Source organism: Paenibacillus xylanexedens (genome assembly GCF_001908275.1).
Taxonomy (GTDB): Bacteria; Bacillota; Bacilli; order Paenibacillales; family Paenibacillaceae; genus Paenibacillus; species Paenibacillus xylanexedens_A.
In genome coordinates, this window is sequence record NZ_CP018620.1 from 6,357,656 (window position 1) to 6,375,352 (window position 17,697).

Sequence of the window (17,697 nt, forward strand, 5' to 3'; positions counted from 1 at the left end):
TCCTCCTTTGGACTGAAGATGGGTATAGGGAGGTTCGCAATGCTTTTCCTTTTCATAGATTAATCATATAAGATTCCAAGTTTATTTAGGAGGTTGTGTGATGACGCATAAAGAACGATTGATGTTGTTGGGATATAATAAAAAAACGTTACGTGCCAATTTGATTGCATTTCAGCATGATTTCAAAATAAGTCCTAAACAAGAATTACATCGCTTGACCATACCTCGTCTGAAAGAACTAACATCCGGAGACCTCCAGTTAAATCTATTAGCTAGAACAATTTATAGTGAATCTAGAGGTGAACCGTACCGTGGAATGGTCGCTGTCGGTGCAGTTGTGTTGAATCGGTTAAAATCACCCGAATTCCCCAACTCTCTTGTCGAAGTTATTACTGAACCTCTTGCATTTACTGTAGTTAGCAATGGTCAATTCTGGCTTAGGCCTGACCAACGAGCCTATCGAGCCGCAAAGGAAGCGCTAAAGGGACGCGATCCCTCATCTGGTTCTCTCTATTTCTTCAATCCTGACAAATCCACCTCAACATGGGTGAAGAGACTACGCCCCCAATTGAGAATCGGGCGTCATTTGTTTGCATAATATTGCAATAAAGCATATCTCTTGTAATCTCTACCACTTCCTTTTAGCTCAACACTCTGGGCAAGTAACTTTCGATCACTGATTTTCCATGTGTGGCTTGATTTATGGACACGACGTCTGATGACGTAATGGGAACAATCCGATGCATATATCTTGTAACCACTCCGCTTACACCGTATCAAAAACCCTACACATTCTCCAAGCGACACCGAATGAAATCGAACTTTGTTAAATACCTTTTTTCGGAATAACAACGTGGCCCCGGAAACTTGGTCTACAGGACGATTCTTTTCCTTTGGATGACGTAATAACAGTTTAGAACTGGATTCAAGGTATACGAGACAAGCTCTTTTTCCCACAATGTCTGCTTTGGATTGTTTCAATGTATACATCATTGTGTTCAGATAATAGGGTGAGTAATAATCGTCGTCGTCAAATCTTGCTACGACTTGATATTTCGCCTGACTAACAGCATAATTCAGACAATGGCCAAGTGACTTTTTTTCGGGGACTTGATACAGCCGGACATCGTTTTTTGTTTTGGATTTTTTCATATAATCTTTCAGTTCCATGGAATCCTTGTTCAGTATGATGATTAGTTCTTTGGCAACATACTTTTGCCGACTATAGTTTGCAAGCAATCTATTAAAGTGCTCTGCACGGTTTGTGCAAGCGATAACGGACACATCTTCTGATTGAAATTGTCTTGCACGATTTTCTTCTCGAGTTATCTTCATTAAATTGGCTCCTGAATCCCACAAAATTTGTCACTGCTACAACAGCTCTGAGACCGTTGAAAATCGGTAGCCCTTACGTCTTAGTTTACGAACGATAATAGGCACTGCCTTCAAACTTTGATCCCAAGGATCATTCGCATGTAGCAAAATAATGGAACCTGGACGCGTATACGGAACAACCCGTTTTACAATGGTATGAATTCGTCGGAGCTTCCAATCCAACGAGTCTACATCCCAATGTACAATAGTCATATTCATTAACTGAAGCTTCTGAATGACACGCCGGTCCATATCACCTCCGGGTGTACGTAAAAGTCGAGGCCACACTCCTGTCGCCCGCCATATCGCCTTCTGAGCTAATCTCACTTCATTCTCGATCCATGTGTTGTTGTGTTTCCTGTAATCCTGATGCCTATATCCATGCGACCCAATCTCGTAACCCATTTGCCTAATCCGCTTCGCGATCTGTGGGTGGTCCTCAGCCCAAATGCCTGTTATAAAAAATGTAGCTTTGTATACTCCAAGCTTTTGCAAAAGAGGCAACATCCGCTGGGGTACTTCATGACCGTTAGCAATATCAAAAGTTAAAGCAATCCGCTTTTGATTCGTGGGAATTCGGCTGAGAACCTGTTGCTTCTTCATTACTGAGTCCAACCTCTCTTTTAAAGTGATCGTATATTCAAAGGATGTTATGTTTCTTCAATTGCCGGATCATGTATTGAGCACGTGACTTATAATTATGTTTCCGAGCGGTGCGTTGGCCATGCTTGCGAATCTCTTCCCTTTTTTTGGGGTGCTTGAGGTAGTAACGGACAAGTTTGCGAGTCTGGCCAGCAGAATCCGAAACAACAAGATCCCTACCAGGAGTGAACAGACGATGAATTTCGGGCGTATCACTTGTAATGAGAAATCCTCCTGAACCCAAAATTTCATAAGTTCTCTGTGTCACCTGAGTAAGCTGATTCTGCGGACCAATGACAATTTTAGCCGAACTGTACACTTTACGTGCATCGGTGTATTCTAGGTAACCATGTATCCAACTGCGTGGAATACGAGTTCCCAGAACAGGCTTCATCTCATCCCACTGCCTTCCCCAAAAATCGATTCGCGTACCATCTTGTACCAACGGACGAATAAGATGATGTAACGATTTAATGCGAAAATGCTCCGGGTACAGCTTGAGAATTCTAGAATAACCGTTGGCCACCACTGCAATATTACTTTTTAAATGAGGAACAATTTTTCCTCTACGATGCACTTTAGGATGATAACCAAAGTCCATGTGCGCTGCTTTTATGCCCATACGTTTATATTTTCTCACCATGGACCGGCATATGGTAAATACAAAGTCAGGTTTGACTACATGGACATATGGAAGTGAGAATGATTCATGATGCGTAGGGTCCTCTGTTGCCCAATACACATGGGGGATGCGAGTATCTCCGATAAATCTTCTCATCCATTTCTGCTTGTGGACCGTATGCTCAGGCGTCCAGCCCATGCTTATGACGAGATCAGGCTTAAAATCCTTAATCAATCTGGACAACTTGCTTCGGGTAAGGGAACCAGAAATTTTCACTGTATGACCTGCGTCCTTAAATCCGTTGGGAAGACCGTGTATCCACATAGGGTGACTTTCAAGGAACAATATTTTCACGAATGCTCCTCCTTAATTTGATAGTTATAGGAATGTGTAGAGAGCTTATCGAATCGATACCCCTGCTTCTTCAATCCGCGAATGATGAAGGGTAAAGCTAGCGTACTGCGATCAGAGAAATCATGGCATAGAATGATGCAACGCCGACGGTTTCTACTCTCACGCAGTACTTTGGCAGTTATTTCCTCAGGTGTACGCTCGGGGAACAATGCGTCCTGAGAATCAATTGTCCAATCACAGCACCGGTAGCCTCGGGCACTAAGCTTCTTTTTAATGGACACCATCGTTCTGCGTCCGCCAATGTTGTACCCACGTTCAGTATTTGAACCACCGGGAAAACGGAACAAACGTGTCCTTATCCCAATGACACGTTTTATGAATCGTTCCATACGGTAGAAATCCGCAAGGAAATCCGCTTGACTGCGGTAGATATGTTCAAAACGATGTGAGTACGTATGATTTCCTATGCTATGACCTAATTTTTTTAGTCTTCTGTACATTCTCAATCCATGAGGACTTGAATTACCCACTACAAAAAACGTAGCTTTAATGTTGTGCTGCTTCAAAATGTCTAATATTTGATTCGTATACGTAGATGGACCATCATCAAATGTCAGATATGCGATCTTATCGTGCCTTCTGTATGTCGAATGGGTATTGATCTTCATTCGATCACTCCCTTTTTTCTCAAAGTGGACAACATGAACCGTGCACGGGCAGTGTAATTATGACGTGCAATCGCCGACCGTCCATTACGTCTAATTCGCTCTCTTTCGCTCTCATTCTTCAGATAATAACGTACCTTCCTCAATGTCTCCGCTGGAGTAGAGCTTACAGCTACATCTCTTCCCGGCTTCAAAATGCCCCTGACCGCAGGTGTATCACAAGTCAGGAAAAAACCGGATGAGCCCAAGGTTTCATATGTTCGCTGAGTTAGCATATCAGTGTAGTTTTGTAATCCGATCATGATTTTCGCTGAACTGAATACCTGATTTGCATTTTTATAGGAAATGTGCCCCTTAATCCATTTGGACGGAATATCGCATCCCAGAATAGATTTCATGCGCGACCAGTTGTGCCCATAAAAGTGAATACGATAACCCTCCTTAAGTAAGGGACGTACAAGAATGCGCAGGGATTTATTCCGATAAAGTTTCGGATATTTCTTGAGAACATCCGGATAGGCGTTGGCTACAACTGCAATATCTGTCTGATATTTCTTTTTTATGCGAGTTCGGTAATGTACCTTGGGGTGAAAAGCATAATCAAGATACGCTGCCGGATAACCCATCTGTTGAAATCTGTATGCCGTCTTCTCCGAAATGGTAAACGTATAATCAGGCTTCATCCGTTTAAGAAGAGGAAGAGTAAAAACCTCTGTAAAATTAGGGTCTTCCGTTGACCAATAAATGAGTGGGGTACGATACTCTGTCGCTAACCTCCTAACTAATCTTTGTTGCTTTCGAGTATGATCAGGTCCCCATCCTACGGACACCAGCAAATGTGGCTTGTAAGATCGTAATTGTTGACGGAGCGTTCGCTCTTGGACCGGGCCGGATGCTCGTACTTGGTGGCCAAGATCTCGCAGACCATGCGGGAGACCATACGACCACAACTTTCCCCGCTCTAAAAATAATATTCTCAATAGAACCACCGTCCTATATTTTCAATGACAAGTGCATAATCAAATCTTTCCGGTTGACATATATATGTTGCAAAGGAGGCATTCGATGAATCCACGATTCGAAGCGGCATATCGCGTGAATACGCACAAAAAATGTATAGCTTTTACATTTGATATCGGTTGGGGAGGTAAAGTACCCATACCTGTCCTCGATGCTCTATCAGCCAATGGAGTTAAGAAAGCGACTTTTTTTCTATCTAGTACATGGGTGTTGGAGCGCCCGCTGTTAGCTCGAAAAATTAAACAATATGGTTATGAAATTGGCTCACATGGACGTCTTCATCAAAATTACACGGAGCATAGTAATCGTTGGATCACCCGTGAGGTCAAAGCCGCAGAAACCACCATTCGGAAGGCCACAGGGGTTAAATGTAAGCTCATCCGCACACCAAACGGCGATATGAACCAGCGTGTCATTCAATTGCTCGGCTCTCTTGGATATTCAACTATTCACTGGAGCAAAGACTCTATGGACTGGACAAATCCGGGAGTTCGTACCATCATTCGTAATTCCACTAATGGAGTAAAAACCGGTGATATTCTGTTGTTGCATGCAAGCGATTCGGCTCGTCAGACAGCTAGGGCACTTCCTTTTATTGTCCGCAAGCTTCGCCGTCAGGGATTTGTATTTGTCACTGTATCTGAACTACTGAGTATGCGTACTAGATGATCCCTTTTTTCGTCAAAGTACGGAGAATGTAAGCTGCTCTCTTCTTATAGGAATGTTGAGCTGCCACCTTTACCGCATTGTCCCTGATTCGCTCTCGCTTCTGGGGAGAAAGCAGATATTTTGCAATCAATTTCCTTGTCTCACGCTCAGATGAAGATACGAGCAAATCCTTGCCTGGACGAAACCATCTGCGTACTTCTGGTGTGTCATCCGTGATAAGCAATCCTCCAGAAGAAAGAATTTCATATGTTCTTTGAGTGAGACGGTCTTCAGCATTCTGCGGACCAATCACAAAATCGACGGAATTGTACACTTTTACAGCTTCCTTATATGGAAGATAGCCATGAATCTGTTTAGCTGGAACATTTCGGTTGAACAGCTTCTTCATCTTGTTCCAATCTCGCCCATAAATATCTACTTTTAAGTCTTTTTCCAGAAAAGGATTCATAAGTCGCTGCACAGATTTAAAACGATAATGTTCTGGCTTCTCACGATACAATTTTGGGTATCCATTGGCTACCAATGCTGCATTCCCTCTATACTTCTTTACTTGTTTAGATCTGCGATGTGTATCTGGGTCACTTCCAAAATCTAAGTGAGCCGCTGATATGGCTAATTTTCTGAATCGTTGGACTGTTGGACGATGAATGGAAAACACAAAAGCAGGACGCGTTCTTCGGATGAGTGGTAATGAGAACACGTCCGTATAACCCGGATCTTCTGTTGACCAATATATGAGCGGAGCATTTGATGCTTGAACTAATCGAGCAATAAGCCGCTGTTTCTCAGGTGTACTGTTAGAAGGTGTCCATCCCATAGCAATGATTAGATCAGGTTTAAAGCTCCGAATGGTTCGGGCAGCATGCTGGTCTGTTGCACAGATTTTCACTTTATGTCCTAATTTCTCGAATCCTTTGGGTAAACCATAAATCCACATCGGGTGTTTCTCCAAAAACAGGATACGACGCATAATCATTTTTATCTCCTAACCATGAGCACATTTTTTATTTAGGTGCCAACATCTTATTCATCTATCAGGCAGTTGCTTGGGCTATGACCTACTCACGCACTGTTTTCAGTAAATACAAGATATAACTTTGTTACAAAAAAAAAAAAATAGACGGTATCCTGATTAATAAAATCAAGAAATACCGTCTATCTTTTAAACTTGTTTGATAGGTTAAAGCACACTTATGTGCGGAAAGTCGTAAATTTCAGCATGTGCACTAGCTTGGATAAATGTGCGATCTCCTGCTGGACTCCAGAGGTGTCCGTACCTGCCATTGCCTGATTTGCTCGCAGCGTTCTACGTGTATTCAGCATACCCTCGATCAGTTTCATGACTGTGTTGCGTCCACGATGATCGACAATCATATACTTTTTGCGTGCATCCAGCTCTACCCATACGATGTTGCTAAATGATGTGAACAGATGCCTGCGGTACAACTCCATATCGGTCTCATTGTAATGCTCGCCATAAAAGGCATAATATCCGTGTATGTGCAGCTTCTCCGCCAACACTGTGATGAACGGATCATGTTCGAGCATAGCGTTACGTTCCATGTTTCACGCCTCCGTTATGCGTGATCCGCAGATCCCGTCTTTTTGAGATCTATTTTAACATATTGCGCAAGGTGTTGCCTCTACACAGATAAAAGCCAAGTTTTAACTTCGAAGACTGATGCATCAAAAATGAGAGTTATTCGCACGATACTAATTTTCTATATCTAATATGACTCGCCGATCCGTCTTCCCTTGACCCATACACCCTCAATATCCAGCTCCGCATTCAGCAAAACAATATCTGCCTGTTTTCCTTGAGCCAGGGAACCTGTCCGATGATCAATGCCGAGCAGGCGTGCCGGGGTCAGGCTTGCTGCACGTGATGCAGCGTTCAGGCTCAAGCCCACTTCCTGTACCAGGTAACGGAAACCGCGAATCATTGTCAACGTACTTCCCGCCAGTGCGCCGCCGTCCTTCAGTCTGGCCTCGCCATGCTTCACGATTACGGGCAGATCGCCGATTTTATACTCTCCGTCATCCAATCCCGCAGCAGACATGGCATCTGTGATCAACACGAGTTGATCGTTATGTTGCTTCAATTGAGCGAGGATTGATATCGCCGCAGGGTGCACATGAATGCCGTCAGCAATCACCTCAGCACTGATACGTGGATCACTCAGCACGGCTCCGGCAGCCCCGGGTAGCCGGTGATGCAGCGGTGTCATGGCATTAAACGTATGTACCGCATGATGAAGTCCTGCTTCCACTGCCCGCTCCACCTCTTCATAGGTCGCATCCGTGTGGCCGAGTGCCGCTGTAATCCGCTGTTCTCGCAGCCACGAGATGACTTCCAGTGCCCCTTCACGTTCCGGTGCCAACGTAACTTGACGGATAAGGCCGGGATATTGCTTCTCCCATGCTTCAAGCCAGGATACATCAGGCAGCATGATATGTTCCGGATTTTGCGCACCAGGCCATTTCGGACTGAAAAATGGACCCTCCAAGTGCACACCCTCAAGCTGTGCATATGGCATTTCACTCGAACGGTAGCGTTCCACTTCAGCAAGTACGCTATCCAGTCGCTCTTTTGGAGCCGTCATGGAAGTCGCAAGCATCGCTGTTGTGCCCTGTGTACTATGGAAAGAAGTGATCTTGTCCAACACCTCCGGGCTTGCGTCCATAAAATCTTCTCTGTTCCCACCATGCACATGAATATCAATGAATCCAGGCACAATGAGGCCGCGTTCCGGTACAGACAGCGGCAAAGCCTCTCGCCGAATCTGTTCAGGCAGACCTTCCGGTACCCCAGCATAGAGGATTTTCTCGCCCCTCCAGGCTATTACACCATCTTCCAATATCTCATTTGAAAGGAGCAGCTTGCCCCGAAGAAGAGAAATATTTTCATCACGCTGGCTCCCAGGTTCATGGCTATTCGCTCCGGTCATCTCACCAGCCTCCCTGCCGCATGGTCCAGCAATACCACCACATTTGGATGACATTGCAAAAGCGATGCAGGACAGGCCGTTGTGATTGGGCCCATGAACGCTTCGCGAATAATCTCGGCTTTTTCCTCGCCACGGGCAATAAGCAGAATCTGTTTGGCTTTCAAAATGGTACCGACACCCATCGTAATCGCCTGAGCCGGAACTTCATCAATGCTATCAAAGAAACGTGCGTTCGCCTTTCGCGTCTCGTCTTTCAGATCCACGACATGTGTTCGTCCTGTAAGTTCAGTTCCCGGTTCATTGAAGCCAATATGACCATTATGTCCGATGCCCAGCAGTTGAAGGTCTACCGGTCCACGATCGTCCAGCCTTTGTTCATAGGAATTACATTCCTGTTCCAGATCTGCAGCCTGACCATCAGGCACTTGCGTTCTAGCAATATCTATATCGATATGATTGAATAATTGTTCGTTCATGAAACTGCGGTAACTTTCGCGATGTTCTGTTGGAAGTCCGACATACTCATCGAGATTAAAAGAAGAAGCCTGTGAGAAGCTGACAAGCCCCTTCTGATATAACGTGATAAGCTGTTTATATATGCCTACAGGAGAACTTCCTGTCGCAAGCCCCAATACAGCCCGTGGTTTGGTTTGCAACAAGCTGGCAATGAGGCCAGCACCTGTGGCGTTCAAATCTTCTTCATTTTCAAAAATGCGTATATTCATCTTCATCTGTCAGGCACCTCCGTTGTGTTGGACTCGATAGGACTGCACATTGTGATAGGATTGTTCCAGTCTGGGGATAAAACGGTCGAAGTCGGCACTTACCATGCCTGTGAACAAAATATCGACCACATGCAGCAGTGCAATACGTGAAGCCATATCTCCACGCCTCATGCCTTCTTCCAGAGAAGAGGTGAATAGTGGGATATCCGATACCGTTGCAAGCGTGTTGCTGCCATAGGAAGTCAGTGAAATCGTAGAAGCTCCGGCCTGTTTGGCACAATGCAGCGCATCGATGGTTTCTGGTGTTTCGCCTGAATAGGATACGGCCATCGCCAAATCTCCCTCGGCGAGCGAAGATGCGGATGTAATCTGCATGTGTGAGTCGGAGAAAGCGGTACAGCTTTTGCCGATCCGCACCAATTTCTGATAGAAATCCTGTGTAACAATCGAAGAGGTGGCCACACCGTACAGGTCGATGCGGCGAGCCTGGCACAATAATTGCACTGCTTGCTCCAATCTGCCCAAATCCAGCAAACGGGTGGTATCTGCAATCGACGCGAGATGGTTGGCTTCAATAGCTTCAACAATTTTGGATAGTGAATTGCCCGCTACAATATCTTGATACGCCGTTTCATCAGATGCGTGGGACAATTCTGCGGCGAGCTTCATTTTGAAATCGGGAAATCCCTTGAAATGAAACGACTTGCAAAAGCGGGTCACCGTCGCCGCACTTGTGCCACTCTGCTCTGCCAGATGACTAATCGTCCAGCCGGGAATATCCGATGGAGACTGCATAATGACTTCGGCGATACGTCGCTCCTGAGACGGAAGGTTATTCAGTTCTTGTTGCAACGCACGTAATATGGCTGCCATGAGGACCTCGCTTATGAAAATTATTTTTATTTATTTTTAATAAATTAAGAAAATCATTTTTATAACTTCATTTTAATCAAGACGATCCTGCAAATCAAGAGGAATTTAACATGACTTTTGCAATAACAAAAGAAGGAGCAATTCAATGAATCGAAGACAACGGAGAAAGTTCATTCCTTCCACCTGGATTATTGCCACCAAACAAACAGAAGGACGCGCCTATTATACCCTCTATGCTATTGACTGGAAACGCGGAGGTCGGCTGAGTTGGGAAGGCTGGAATCAACTTGAAGACTTGCTGCAATTTCATATTCCGATCAAACGAAAAGCCGGAGGCAGGAAATCTTCTTCCCAGCCTGCCGCCAAAATAGCGAAAAGAGCCCTCCATCTTCATCTGAATGAAACACAGTTCGAGGAATTGGAGCAGCTATTTTATCAGCCATTTTCGAAGAAAAGATGGAGGATGTTCATCCAAATGAATAGGAATCAATAAGTGATATGAATTCGGTTATTTCATTTTTCACGCTAAAACAAAAAAAGCCTCTCCCCTTCTTTGGATAAAAGAATAGGAAAGACTTTCGCGGTACAACGATTCAATTCATTTTGATTCAATTTAACTCAAGTTAACTCGTTCTAACTGATGCCATCATATCGTTTTAAGAATTTGCTGGCTAAGCTGGGGACAGTCATTTGATGAACCGATTGATTCTCAATCTCCTCTGCCAGATCGTCATCTGTTAGAGAAACAAAGAACGTAATGTCTGCTTTGGCTTGTCCATATCGGGCAAAAACGTCATCTACTGTCTCATTCACAACTTTGGCGATGATTCGAATGATCCCATCCTTATACTCCTGAACTTCTTCTGTTGCGTACAACAATCGGCTGATGTGGTTAAAGTGCGTATCCTCGCCATATTGATATTCGGAGCAGCCCCATCTGTAATAGATCTCGTCCTGCTCGCTGTCGCACAACCCCTGTTCCTTCATATTGGTAATATGCCTAGTCAGGGATTCCTCTGTATTTACCGCCAAAAACAGGGTAATCCAATCACTGTCTGTTCCGAATGCACAAGCATATACTTTCTCATGCTGCACCTTAGCCAGCGTTTGTTCCAGATCAGGTAGAAAACCCGCTCGAAATTGATTTTCAAATTCACTTAAAAAGCGATTCACTCAGCTCATCCTTTCATTACTATTATAAGTTGAAATACGGAGTAGTTACACTTGCCACTTCGCTGACAGAATAACCTTCTGATCACTGTTATCCCCAGATTTTTTGAATCATTTTTTATAAGGGTGAAAATCTGGGGATAAAGGCGAACGCTCCGCTTCTTCAGGTCATTTCTGTCCTCTACGTTCTAGTGTAACTGTGTAGTCTAACTCATGGAAATATGTTTTAAGAACCCATTCGTCCGTTAAAACCATTGTTTCAATTCTACTGCCTTATCTTCATATATGTAATCATTATGGTCTACTAAAAAATGAAAACAAGCGATGCTACGTTTCGGATCTTCCCTCAATTTATTGTTAACTCCCTTATTTTATGGTCCATTGCAGCAAAAAAGCCTTGCCCCATTCTTCATGACAAAGAATAGAGAAAGGCTTTCATGCTGCTACTTAATCCTAACTGTAATTCGCAACTAAATCTTCAGTTCTCCAAGCTTAATCAGCTCGACAACTGCCTGCGAACGACCCTTAACATTGAGTTTCTGCATCACATTCGAAATATGGTTACGCACCGTTTTCTCGCTGATGAATAACTGCCCTGCGATGTCACGCGTTGTTTTGTCTTGAACCAGTAATTCGAATACTTCGCGTTCACGGTGGGTCAACAAAAATTTGCTTTTATGATCGATACCCTTCAATGTTCACCCCTCCTTGCTCGGGTTGTGTTGGTGTAACAAGGTTAAGGGGATACAGTCAACTCATCTTATGTCAGGTCAAGGGCGTTGGTTCAGTTTTATAAGAAAAATGGGCAGTAAACATGTTATTCATTGTCCAAAGAGAACGTGAGCAGTTGTCAATATATTTGAGATTATGTAAGACAAACATGCCCCTGCAGCAGATGTTACCATCTGCGCAAAGGCACACTTGTTCATGTCAAAAACTACCGATTCATTCGATTCATGACACCACCGTTGTGATTACGGTTCATCAGGCCATCATCAAGGATGCCATCACGGTGATTCGTATCTGTTCCGTTCGTTGGGAAAATGCGCTCCACCATCGATTGGAACGTATCGATCATGCCACTAACGGGCTTACCGTTACGAATATCTGTGGCATAGTTCTCGACATGCTCCACAAAATCAGGATTGGCTGATACATATACATTCTCGATATTTGGTGCAAACTGTTTGATTTTGGCTGAAATCTTACCCTTAATCTCAGCTGATGTGTTATCGTCCGTGCTATCTACACGTTGTCCTTCACTTTTCATACCATAATGCCCATCGTCTGTCCCACGTGCTTTACCGCTATTTGTCAGACCACGCATCATGCCAACGGCGCCTGTGCCCATGGTTCCATAGATGCTGCGGTCATTCCCCATATGGCTGCGATCCGTTGCCGAATTTGTGTTCAGTCCTGGAGCAATTCCGCTAGTGCTGTACGGAGACATTGTGCCCGTACCGCCATTCACACGCATACCACCCATATCGTGATTCATGTTGCCCCCACGCATGGTATCACTGGCATGATTACGCATCGTTCCATTCAGCATGCTCGTACGACCATTGGACTTGCTCTCCAACTTGCCTGCATGACCATCTGCCAAACGAACCGCCACATAAGCATTACGATCCGTTAACATGACACGGGCGGATTTTACTTCCTTCATCTCCGTGATACGTTTTGCCAGCTCTTCACTGGATTTCAGGTCAGTAACATTGTGCATTCGGTAACTTTTCGCACGGATGCCATCCATTCCATTTGTTTCCACACCATAACGGTTAATGCCGTTGGCTTGCTGACGAACACTTTGCGTATGCATATTGTTGGTATCCCGATTCGTGCCACAACCTGTCAAACCGGCCATTACAAAGATTGCAGTAGATAATGATAACGTAATAGCTGTTGCCTTTTTGACTGCTGGCATGTACTCATCCTCCAATGTTTGTTGGTTTTGGTCACAAAGATAGGATGCGCTTCTGTACGTAGCGATATGCTGAAAGGATATGGTACCTTTCCCTGTAGATTTGGGTGTTCGGGTTTTGGTCTTTGTTTATTGGTCTTTGAGTTTTGATCTCTGGACAGTGAGGGCTTCAAGGGCTTCACCAATAAAATAAAAAAACAGTGCTGCTTGTTCGCAGCACTGCCTCGAAATAATATTTGCATCTCAACACAATAATATCACTTAACTTCCGCCCCGCTCATTTCCCGTCTGTTGATGAGGAAGTCGTTTCGTCATTTGTAGAACTCGATGATTCTTCCGATTCTTCCGACGAAGTTGTGGATGCTTTAATTGTATCCGGGAATTTCTCAGCTTCCGTTAGGCTAGTCGCATCCATGGCATATGCCCATTGACCATCCGGCGTAATGACCCAGATCTGATCCGATTCGGATGGCACGGTAATTCCCCGATACACGTCTCTAACTTGTTGCCCATCAACCGTCTGTTCAACAGACAGAGTGAATCGTGGAAAAGTACCTTTCAGCTCGGACGCTTTGCGCACATCATCTGCTGTCGACAGGTTTTTGATTTTGCCGATAAGAGATACGGCATCTGTGGCTTCAATCGTTTTTCCATTCAGTGTCCAAGTCTGCTCTGCCGCATCGTTCTCCGATGTCGATGTTAACATCCAGGTAGCTGCTTCACCTTCCCACTCCAGAGACTCAACATTCGTCTCATCCACGTTGAAAGGTGTAGTGTCCAATAAATCACGACGAGACAAGGCCATTCTGTTAATCGCCTCTGTCTGCACAGCAACCACAGGGCCCGAATCAACACGCACATAACGTGCATCATCTGCTGGAAGCTGGCCGCCAATAGCCAGTTTAAACTCCCGATTATCTTTGAGTTTGATATCCATACGTGTAGCATCTGTTCCTAATCCGTACTTATCCAGATCCGTCGGCGCTTCTTCCACCACCAGTTCCTGATTTGCACCACTCAGAGCATCTAACCAGCTGTTGACACTGTAACCGTTCAGAGGATAGGCTTTTGGCTCAACCATCTGCCATACGCCATTATCAAGCGTCAGAGTCGAAGTTGCTGCTGCACCGGATGTCTCCTCCGTTGTATCATGTATTGTGATAGATTGAATATCCCCGGATTGAATACCAAGTAACTTGGCTTGAACCGCTTCTTCTTCCCGAAAATAATTTTGACTGGCCGCGTACACCCAGCCCACAATTAGTACGATAACCACCAGAATCGTTGGAACCCATTTTCTCATACTCGTCTGCGCCTCCACCATAAGAGTACACCAATGATAACAAAGATGAGTGGGAATGCTACAATAGCCACGAAGAAAATCGTTCTGGCCTGTTCGCCATTCAGGTATGCCATCTCATACCCAGCTTGTACCCGTGGGCGAATCGTCAATCCATTTTCTTTCTCACTCAGATAGTTTACCGTATTCAAAATAAAGTCCCGATTGCCACCATTCGCAATTTCCGAATCCTGCATAAAAATGGACGAACCCAGAATAACTGCCTTCGGTTTACCATCCGTCGTATCGGCTGCATATCCTAATTCAACGGGTCCCTGAATGTCCTCTTCGGCATCATTGGTTGTTTCATTCTGCAATAAGCCGCCGATATTCGTCTCCCCATAACTGTCATTCGAAGAATGCATTAAAGGTGAAAGCGTATATTTATCCTGTTCTTTGCTGGTCAACGCAATCGACAACGACAACATCGGATACAATTGGCTCGCAGCGAGTTTGTCCGTAATTGCATGTATACCATACTCCGGCACCACCCAGAGTGGCCCCATCGTACTGGCTTGCTGATTATCCACCATGACCGCATGCTCATCAACGACGCCATAGTCAGCCATGAGGGCATCGATGTTTTTCCAACTGGATTTCATATCTTCCACAAATCCGAGGGATAATAACAGCTTGCCTCCATTACTCAGATACGTGCGAATGGCTTTCATTTCGGTATCACTGAGATCACGTTGTGGGCCAATAATGGCGAGCACATCTGCATCTTCCGGAACCTTTCCGGCTTGATTCAGCTGTAACTCTTCCGTCTGCACATTATTTTGTTCCAAGGAGGATTGCAGCGTAGTCATCTGAGCGAGACTCAGCTCTTCATGCCCAGTCAAAAAGACCATTTTGTGCATCTCCGTGGATGACATATTCATGAGCGCCTGCGTAAGTTTTTCCTCACCTGTGAACTGATATGATCCGTCACTTCCGTCACCTGTCGCGGTGAACAGACTGGCGATATCAATCACTTTGTGTTGATCTCCCTGCTCCAGCACAATGGAGCTGCCTGTTATGCCATATTTGGATGCAAGCGCAGGTTCCTGCGTCAGATTATATTGTTTTATTTTCAACTTGCTGTTACGTTTCGTGTATTCCTCGACCATATCCGTGACCTCACGGTTCAGGACGGTGTTGTTGGCATTTTCGACCGTTAACACCAGAATGTTGACGTCATCCTTCACATTTTTGATCGCAGTAAGGGACTGGTCAGATAACGTGTATTGTTTGTTCGAGGTCAGATCCAGCTGGAAGCCGCCAAGTGAATTCAGGAACAGTGTTAGCAAAATAAAGATGCCAATCACCGCTACGGACAGCACGGTACTGTTGGTATGACTTAACCATTTTTTCATCTTCTCACCTCCACCGCTTCCGTTCCACAATTTGAATGCTTAACAGCAGAAACACACCCGAAAGGGTGACATAATACAAGATATCTGGCCCACTAAGCACACCTTTCATGAAGCTGTCGAACCGGTTGGTCAGAGCAAATGGGTCCAGCCACTGTTGCAAAGCAGATCCCGTATTGCCTGCGAATGAATCAAGCATCCACAAAACGAGCAAAATAATAAAACCCGCCACCGCAGACACCATCTGATGCTGGGATAATGTAGAAGCGAACAGTCCAATCGCCATCATGCTTCCGCCCAGGAAAAATAACCCCAGCGCAGACATCCATACTGTCGTCATATCCAATGTCCCATAGAACGACATGATGAATGGATACATCAGACTACACAGGATGAGCACGACCAGAATGACCAGAGAAGCAAGATATTTGCCAAAAATAATTTCTGTTACACGTGCCGGAGAAGTAAGCAACAACTCATCCGTTCCCTGTCTAAATTCCTCTGCAACCAGTCGCATCGTTAACAATGGCACGACAAACAGCAGCATGGACAACGTATCGCCCAACACGAGACGATAATCGACAATACTCGGCTGGTAATATACGAAACTGGAGTAGAACAGCAGACTGGTCATCAGTACATATACGGCAAAAGCAAAATAGGACGTTGGTGACAGAAAATAAGCTTGTAGCTCTTTATTGCATACCGCCATCATTCGTCTCATTTGGAATCCTCCCCTTTGTGAGCTTGGGGCGAAGTATCGGCTGATGTTTCTGATATACTCGACGAGTCGATGTCCGAAGTTACGTTCTGATCCATCTCTGCCCCAGCAACCTTATCCACATCTGTCGAATTTTCGTCTGTGTCTGTGGCCTCGGTTGTCGTCAACTTCAGGAAGATTTGCTCCAGACTTAGGTTCTCTTTCTTCATCTCCAGTATCGGTAATCCTGCACCAGACAAAAGGTAGAACAGCTCCTCCCGGAAATCTTCCGAGTTTTCTCCAGTAAGGAGCATTTTAACCGTATTCGCTGAATCTGAATTAAGTGAACTATCTTTGGTGGGATTCGCATCCGATGCTTGAATGACTTCACTCCGCACCTTCTCCCATGGGGTCAGCACATTATGTAATTGCTCCGCAGTGGCCTTCACTTCAATCGACACCTTGAACTGATCCCCCATTGCTGATCCGAAATGCTGAGGTGAACCATCCAGCACGAGCTGTCCCTGATTGATGATCAACATTCGATTACAGAGCGCGCTCACTTCAGGCAAAATGTGCGTACTGAGCAGCACCGTATGATTCTCTCCCAGTTCCCGAATCAGATCTCTGATCTCGATAATCTGATTTGGATCAAGGCCCGATGTTGGCTCATCCAGAACCAGCAGATCCGGCTTGTGAATAATGGCTCCTGCCAGCCCAAGGCGTTGTTTGTATCCTTTGGATAACCCACGTACCATTTGCCTTTCCCGACCCTGAAGTCCCAATCTACTAACCATCTCACTGACACGCAGCTTAACCTCACGTGCCGGGACATCTCGCAGATTGGCTACGAATTTAAGATAGGACTGCACCGTCATATCCGGATACAGTGGCGGAGTTTCAGGCAGATACCCAATCTTGGAACGAACACGCTGACCCTGCTCATGCACCGATGCCCCATCCACCATAATGGAACCCGCGGTTGGATGCACATAACCCGTAATCATACGCATCGTTGTTGTTTTTCCGGCACCATTGGGTCCGAGAAAGCCAACAATCTCACCACGTTCCATGGTGAAATCCAGTTGATGTACGCCGCGTTGTCCTTCGTAGACTTTGCTGACCTGTTTCACTTCGAGCACATCATTCATCCTTTCCCGTTAAAATACCCGTGCACCATCGTTCAGGTTATAGATGATGGTCACGGGAAGTTCCTTGTATCTTACGTGAGCTATCCTAGCCTCAGCTTAATGACACTTAAAAGGGAGCTTAAAAATATTTGTCCAAAATGTGAACAATCCGACCAACACCCACACCCTG

General features: G+C 45.1%; 20 protein-coding genes. 3 read left to right on the top strand and 17 right to left on the bottom strand.

Annotation, left to right across the window (positions count from 1 at the left end; translation table 11 throughout):
• Window positions 1-100 precede the first annotated feature (100 nt).
• Window positions 101-598, top strand: coding sequence for a cell wall hydrolase (locus tag BS614_RS27675; RefSeq protein ID WP_074096282.1), 498 nt, complete (start codon window positions 101-103; stop codon window positions 596-598).
• Here BS614_RS27675 and BS614_RS27680 read toward each other — a convergent pair.
• From BS614_RS27680 to BS614_RS27700, 5 genes are read right to left on the bottom strand one after another with little or no spacing between them, the layout of a single operon-like run.
• Complete coding sequence (locus BS614_RS27680; protein ID WP_074096283.1) at window positions 583-1,335, bottom strand: glycosyltransferase family 2 protein; 753 nt, start codon at window positions 1,333-1,335, stop codon at window positions 583-585. The two genes, BS614_RS27675 and BS614_RS27680, sit on opposite strands and share 16 nt — an antisense overlap.
• 36 nt (window positions 1,336-1,371) lie before the next feature.
• Window positions 1,372-1,977 carry a polysaccharide deacetylase family protein gene (locus BS614_RS27685; protein WP_074096284.1) on the bottom strand — a complete coding sequence of 202 codons (606 nt, stop codon included), beginning with the start codon at window positions 1,975-1,977 and terminating at the stop codon, window positions 1,372-1,374.
• A 37-nt stretch (window positions 1,978-2,014) separates the two neighbouring features.
• Window positions 2,015-2,992: a CgeB family protein gene (locus BS614_RS27690; protein WP_074096285.1), complete on the bottom strand. Its 978-nt coding sequence runs from the start codon at window positions 2,990-2,992 to the stop codon at window positions 2,015-2,017.
• Window positions 2,989-3,660, bottom strand: coding sequence for a polysaccharide deacetylase family protein (locus tag BS614_RS27695; protein WP_074096286.1), 672 nt, complete (start codon window positions 3,658-3,660; stop codon window positions 2,989-2,991). The genes BS614_RS27690 and BS614_RS27695 overlap by 4 nt, the downstream gene beginning before the upstream one ends.
• Window positions 3,657-4,637 (bottom strand): CgeB family protein, encoded by a 981-nt coding sequence (locus tag BS614_RS27700; protein WP_074096287.1) that lies wholly within the window; start codon window positions 4,635-4,637, stop codon window positions 3,657-3,659. The genes BS614_RS27695 and BS614_RS27700 overlap by 4 nt, the downstream gene beginning before the upstream one ends.
• 85 nt (window positions 4,638-4,722) lie before the next feature.
• Between BS614_RS27700 and BS614_RS27705 the strand changes: the two genes are divergently transcribed.
• Window positions 4,723-5,346, top strand: coding sequence for a polysaccharide deacetylase family protein (locus tag BS614_RS27705; protein WP_074096288.1), 624 nt, complete (start codon window positions 4,723-4,725; stop codon window positions 5,344-5,346).
• Here the strand turns inward: BS614_RS27705 and BS614_RS27710 are convergent.
• From BS614_RS27710 to BS614_RS27730, 5 genes are all read right to left on the bottom strand, one after another.
• Window positions 5,339-6,322 (bottom strand): CgeB family protein, encoded by a 984-nt coding sequence (locus BS614_RS27710; RefSeq protein WP_084174784.1) that lies wholly within the window; start codon window positions 6,320-6,322, stop codon window positions 5,339-5,341. The genes BS614_RS27705 and BS614_RS27710 overlap by 8 nt on opposite strands.
• Window positions 6,323-6,537: 215 nt before the next feature.
• Window positions 6,538-6,909, bottom strand: coding sequence for a hypothetical protein (locus BS614_RS27715; RefSeq protein ID WP_074096289.1), 372 nt, complete (start codon window positions 6,907-6,909; stop codon window positions 6,538-6,540).
• A gap of 164 nt (window positions 6,910-7,073) precedes the next feature.
• Window positions 7,074-8,294: an N-acetylglucosamine-6-phosphate deacetylase gene (nagA, locus tag BS614_RS27720; RefSeq protein WP_074096290.1), complete on the bottom strand. Its 1,221-nt coding sequence runs from the start codon at window positions 8,292-8,294 to the stop codon at window positions 7,074-7,076.
• Window positions 8,291-9,019: a glucosamine-6-phosphate deaminase gene (nagB, locus tag BS614_RS27725; RefSeq protein ID WP_074097020.1), complete on the bottom strand. Its 729-nt coding sequence runs from the start codon at window positions 9,017-9,019 to the stop codon at window positions 8,291-8,293. The genes nagA and nagB overlap by 4 nt, the downstream gene beginning before the upstream one ends.
• Before the next feature lie 9 nt (window positions 9,020-9,028).
• Complete coding sequence (locus BS614_RS27730; protein ID WP_074096291.1) at window positions 9,029-9,892, bottom strand: MurR/RpiR family transcriptional regulator; 864 nt, start codon at window positions 9,890-9,892, stop codon at window positions 9,029-9,031.
• A 145-nt stretch (window positions 9,893-10,037) separates the two neighbouring features.
• On the opposite strand from BS614_RS27730, the gene BS614_RS27735 reads away from it, so the two are divergent.
• Window positions 10,038-10,385, top strand: a complete 348-nt coding sequence (locus BS614_RS27735) for a hypothetical protein (protein WP_074096292.1) — start codon at window positions 10,038-10,040, stop codon at window positions 10,383-10,385.
• A gap of 140 nt (window positions 10,386-10,525) precedes the next feature.
• On the opposite strand, the gene BS614_RS27740 is transcribed toward BS614_RS27735, so the two are convergent.
• From BS614_RS27740 to BS614_RS27770, 7 genes are all read right to left on the bottom strand, one after another.
• Entirely contained in the window at window positions 10,526-11,065 is a 540-nt protein-coding gene (locus BS614_RS27740; protein WP_074096293.1) for a DUF4303 domain-containing protein, read from the bottom strand.
• Window positions 11,066-11,532: 467 nt separating this feature from the next.
• Entirely contained in the window at window positions 11,533-11,757 is a 225-nt protein-coding gene (locus BS614_RS27745) for a helix-turn-helix domain-containing protein (RefSeq protein WP_017692532.1), read from the bottom strand.
• A 242-nt stretch (window positions 11,758-11,999) separates the two neighbouring features.
• Window positions 12,000-12,989 (bottom strand): YhcN/YlaJ family sporulation lipoprotein, encoded by a 990-nt coding sequence (locus BS614_RS27750; protein WP_074096294.1) that lies wholly within the window; start codon window positions 12,987-12,989, stop codon window positions 12,000-12,002.
• A 274-nt stretch (window positions 12,990-13,263) separates the two neighbouring features.
• Window positions 13,264-14,289, bottom strand: a complete 1,026-nt coding sequence (locus BS614_RS27755) for a DUF4340 domain-containing protein (RefSeq protein ID WP_074096295.1) — start codon at window positions 14,287-14,289, stop codon at window positions 13,264-13,266.
• Window positions 14,286-15,680, bottom strand: coding sequence for a GldG family protein (locus BS614_RS27760; RefSeq protein WP_074096296.1), 1,395 nt, complete (start codon window positions 15,678-15,680; stop codon window positions 14,286-14,288). Before BS614_RS27760 ends, BS614_RS27755 begins: the two co-directional genes overlap by 4 nt.
• Window positions 15,681-15,684: 4 nt before the next feature.
• A complete protein-coding gene (locus BS614_RS27765) occupies window positions 15,685-16,401 on the bottom strand; it encodes an ABC transporter permease subunit (RefSeq protein WP_074096297.1) in 717 nt (238 codons plus the stop codon).
• Window positions 16,398-17,519 (bottom strand): ABC transporter ATP-binding protein, encoded by a 1,122-nt coding sequence (locus tag BS614_RS27770; protein WP_074096298.1) that lies wholly within the window; start codon window positions 17,517-17,519, stop codon window positions 16,398-16,400. Before BS614_RS27770 ends, BS614_RS27765 begins: the two co-directional genes overlap by 4 nt.
• Window positions 17,520-17,697: the final 178 nt, after the last annotated feature.

Bases quoted from the DNA above. Each gene is read 5' to 3' on its own strand.
- BS614_RS27675 (WP_074096282.1), top strand. From the start codon at position 101: ATGACGCATAAAGAACGATTGATGTTGTTGGGATATAATAAAAAAACG.
- BS614_RS27680 (WP_074096283.1), bottom strand. From the start codon at position 1,335: ATGAAGATAACTCGAGAAGAAAATCGTGCAAGACAATTTCAATCAGAA.
- BS614_RS27685 (WP_074096284.1), bottom strand. From the start codon at position 1,977: ATGAAGAAGCAACAGGTTCTCAGCCGAATTCCCACGAATCAAAAGCGG.
- BS614_RS27695 (WP_074096286.1), bottom strand. From the start codon at position 3,660: ATGAAGATCAATACCCATTCGACATACAGAAGGCACGATAAGATCGCA.
- BS614_RS27705 (WP_074096288.1), top strand. From the start codon at position 4,723: ATGAATCCACGATTCGAAGCGGCATATCGCGTGAATACGCACAAAAAA.
- BS614_RS27710 (WP_084174784.1), bottom strand. From the start codon at position 6,322: ATGATTATGCGTCGTATCCTGTTTTTGGAGAAACACCCGATGTGGATT.
- BS614_RS27715 (WP_074096289.1), bottom strand. From the start codon at position 6,909: ATGGAACGTAACGCTATGCTCGAACATGATCCGTTCATCACAGTGTTG.
- nagA (WP_074096290.1), bottom strand. From the start codon at position 8,294: ATGACCGGAGCGAATAGCCATGAACCTGGGAGCCAGCGTGATGAAAAT.
- nagB (WP_074097020.1), bottom strand. From the start codon at position 9,019: ATGAATATACGCATTTTTGAAAATGAAGAAGATTTGAACGCCACAGGT.
- BS614_RS27730 (WP_074096291.1), bottom strand. From the start codon at position 9,892: ATGGCAGCCATATTACGTGCGTTGCAACAAGAACTGAATAACCTTCCG.
- BS614_RS27735 (WP_074096292.1), top strand. From the start codon at position 10,038: ATGAATCGAAGACAACGGAGAAAGTTCATTCCTTCCACCTGGATTATT.
- BS614_RS27750 (WP_074096294.1), bottom strand. From the start codon at position 12,989: ATGCCAGCAGTCAAAAAGGCAACAGCTATTACGTTATCATTATCTACT.
- BS614_RS27755 (WP_074096295.1), bottom strand. From the start codon at position 14,289: ATGAGAAAATGGGTTCCAACGATTCTGGTGGTTATCGTACTAATTGTG.
- BS614_RS27760 (WP_074096296.1), bottom strand. From the start codon at position 15,680: ATGAAAAAATGGTTAAGTCATACCAACAGTACCGTGCTGTCCGTAGCG.
- BS614_RS27765 (WP_074096297.1), bottom strand. From the start codon at position 16,401: ATGAGACGAATGATGGCGGTATGCAATAAAGAGCTACAAGCTTATTTT.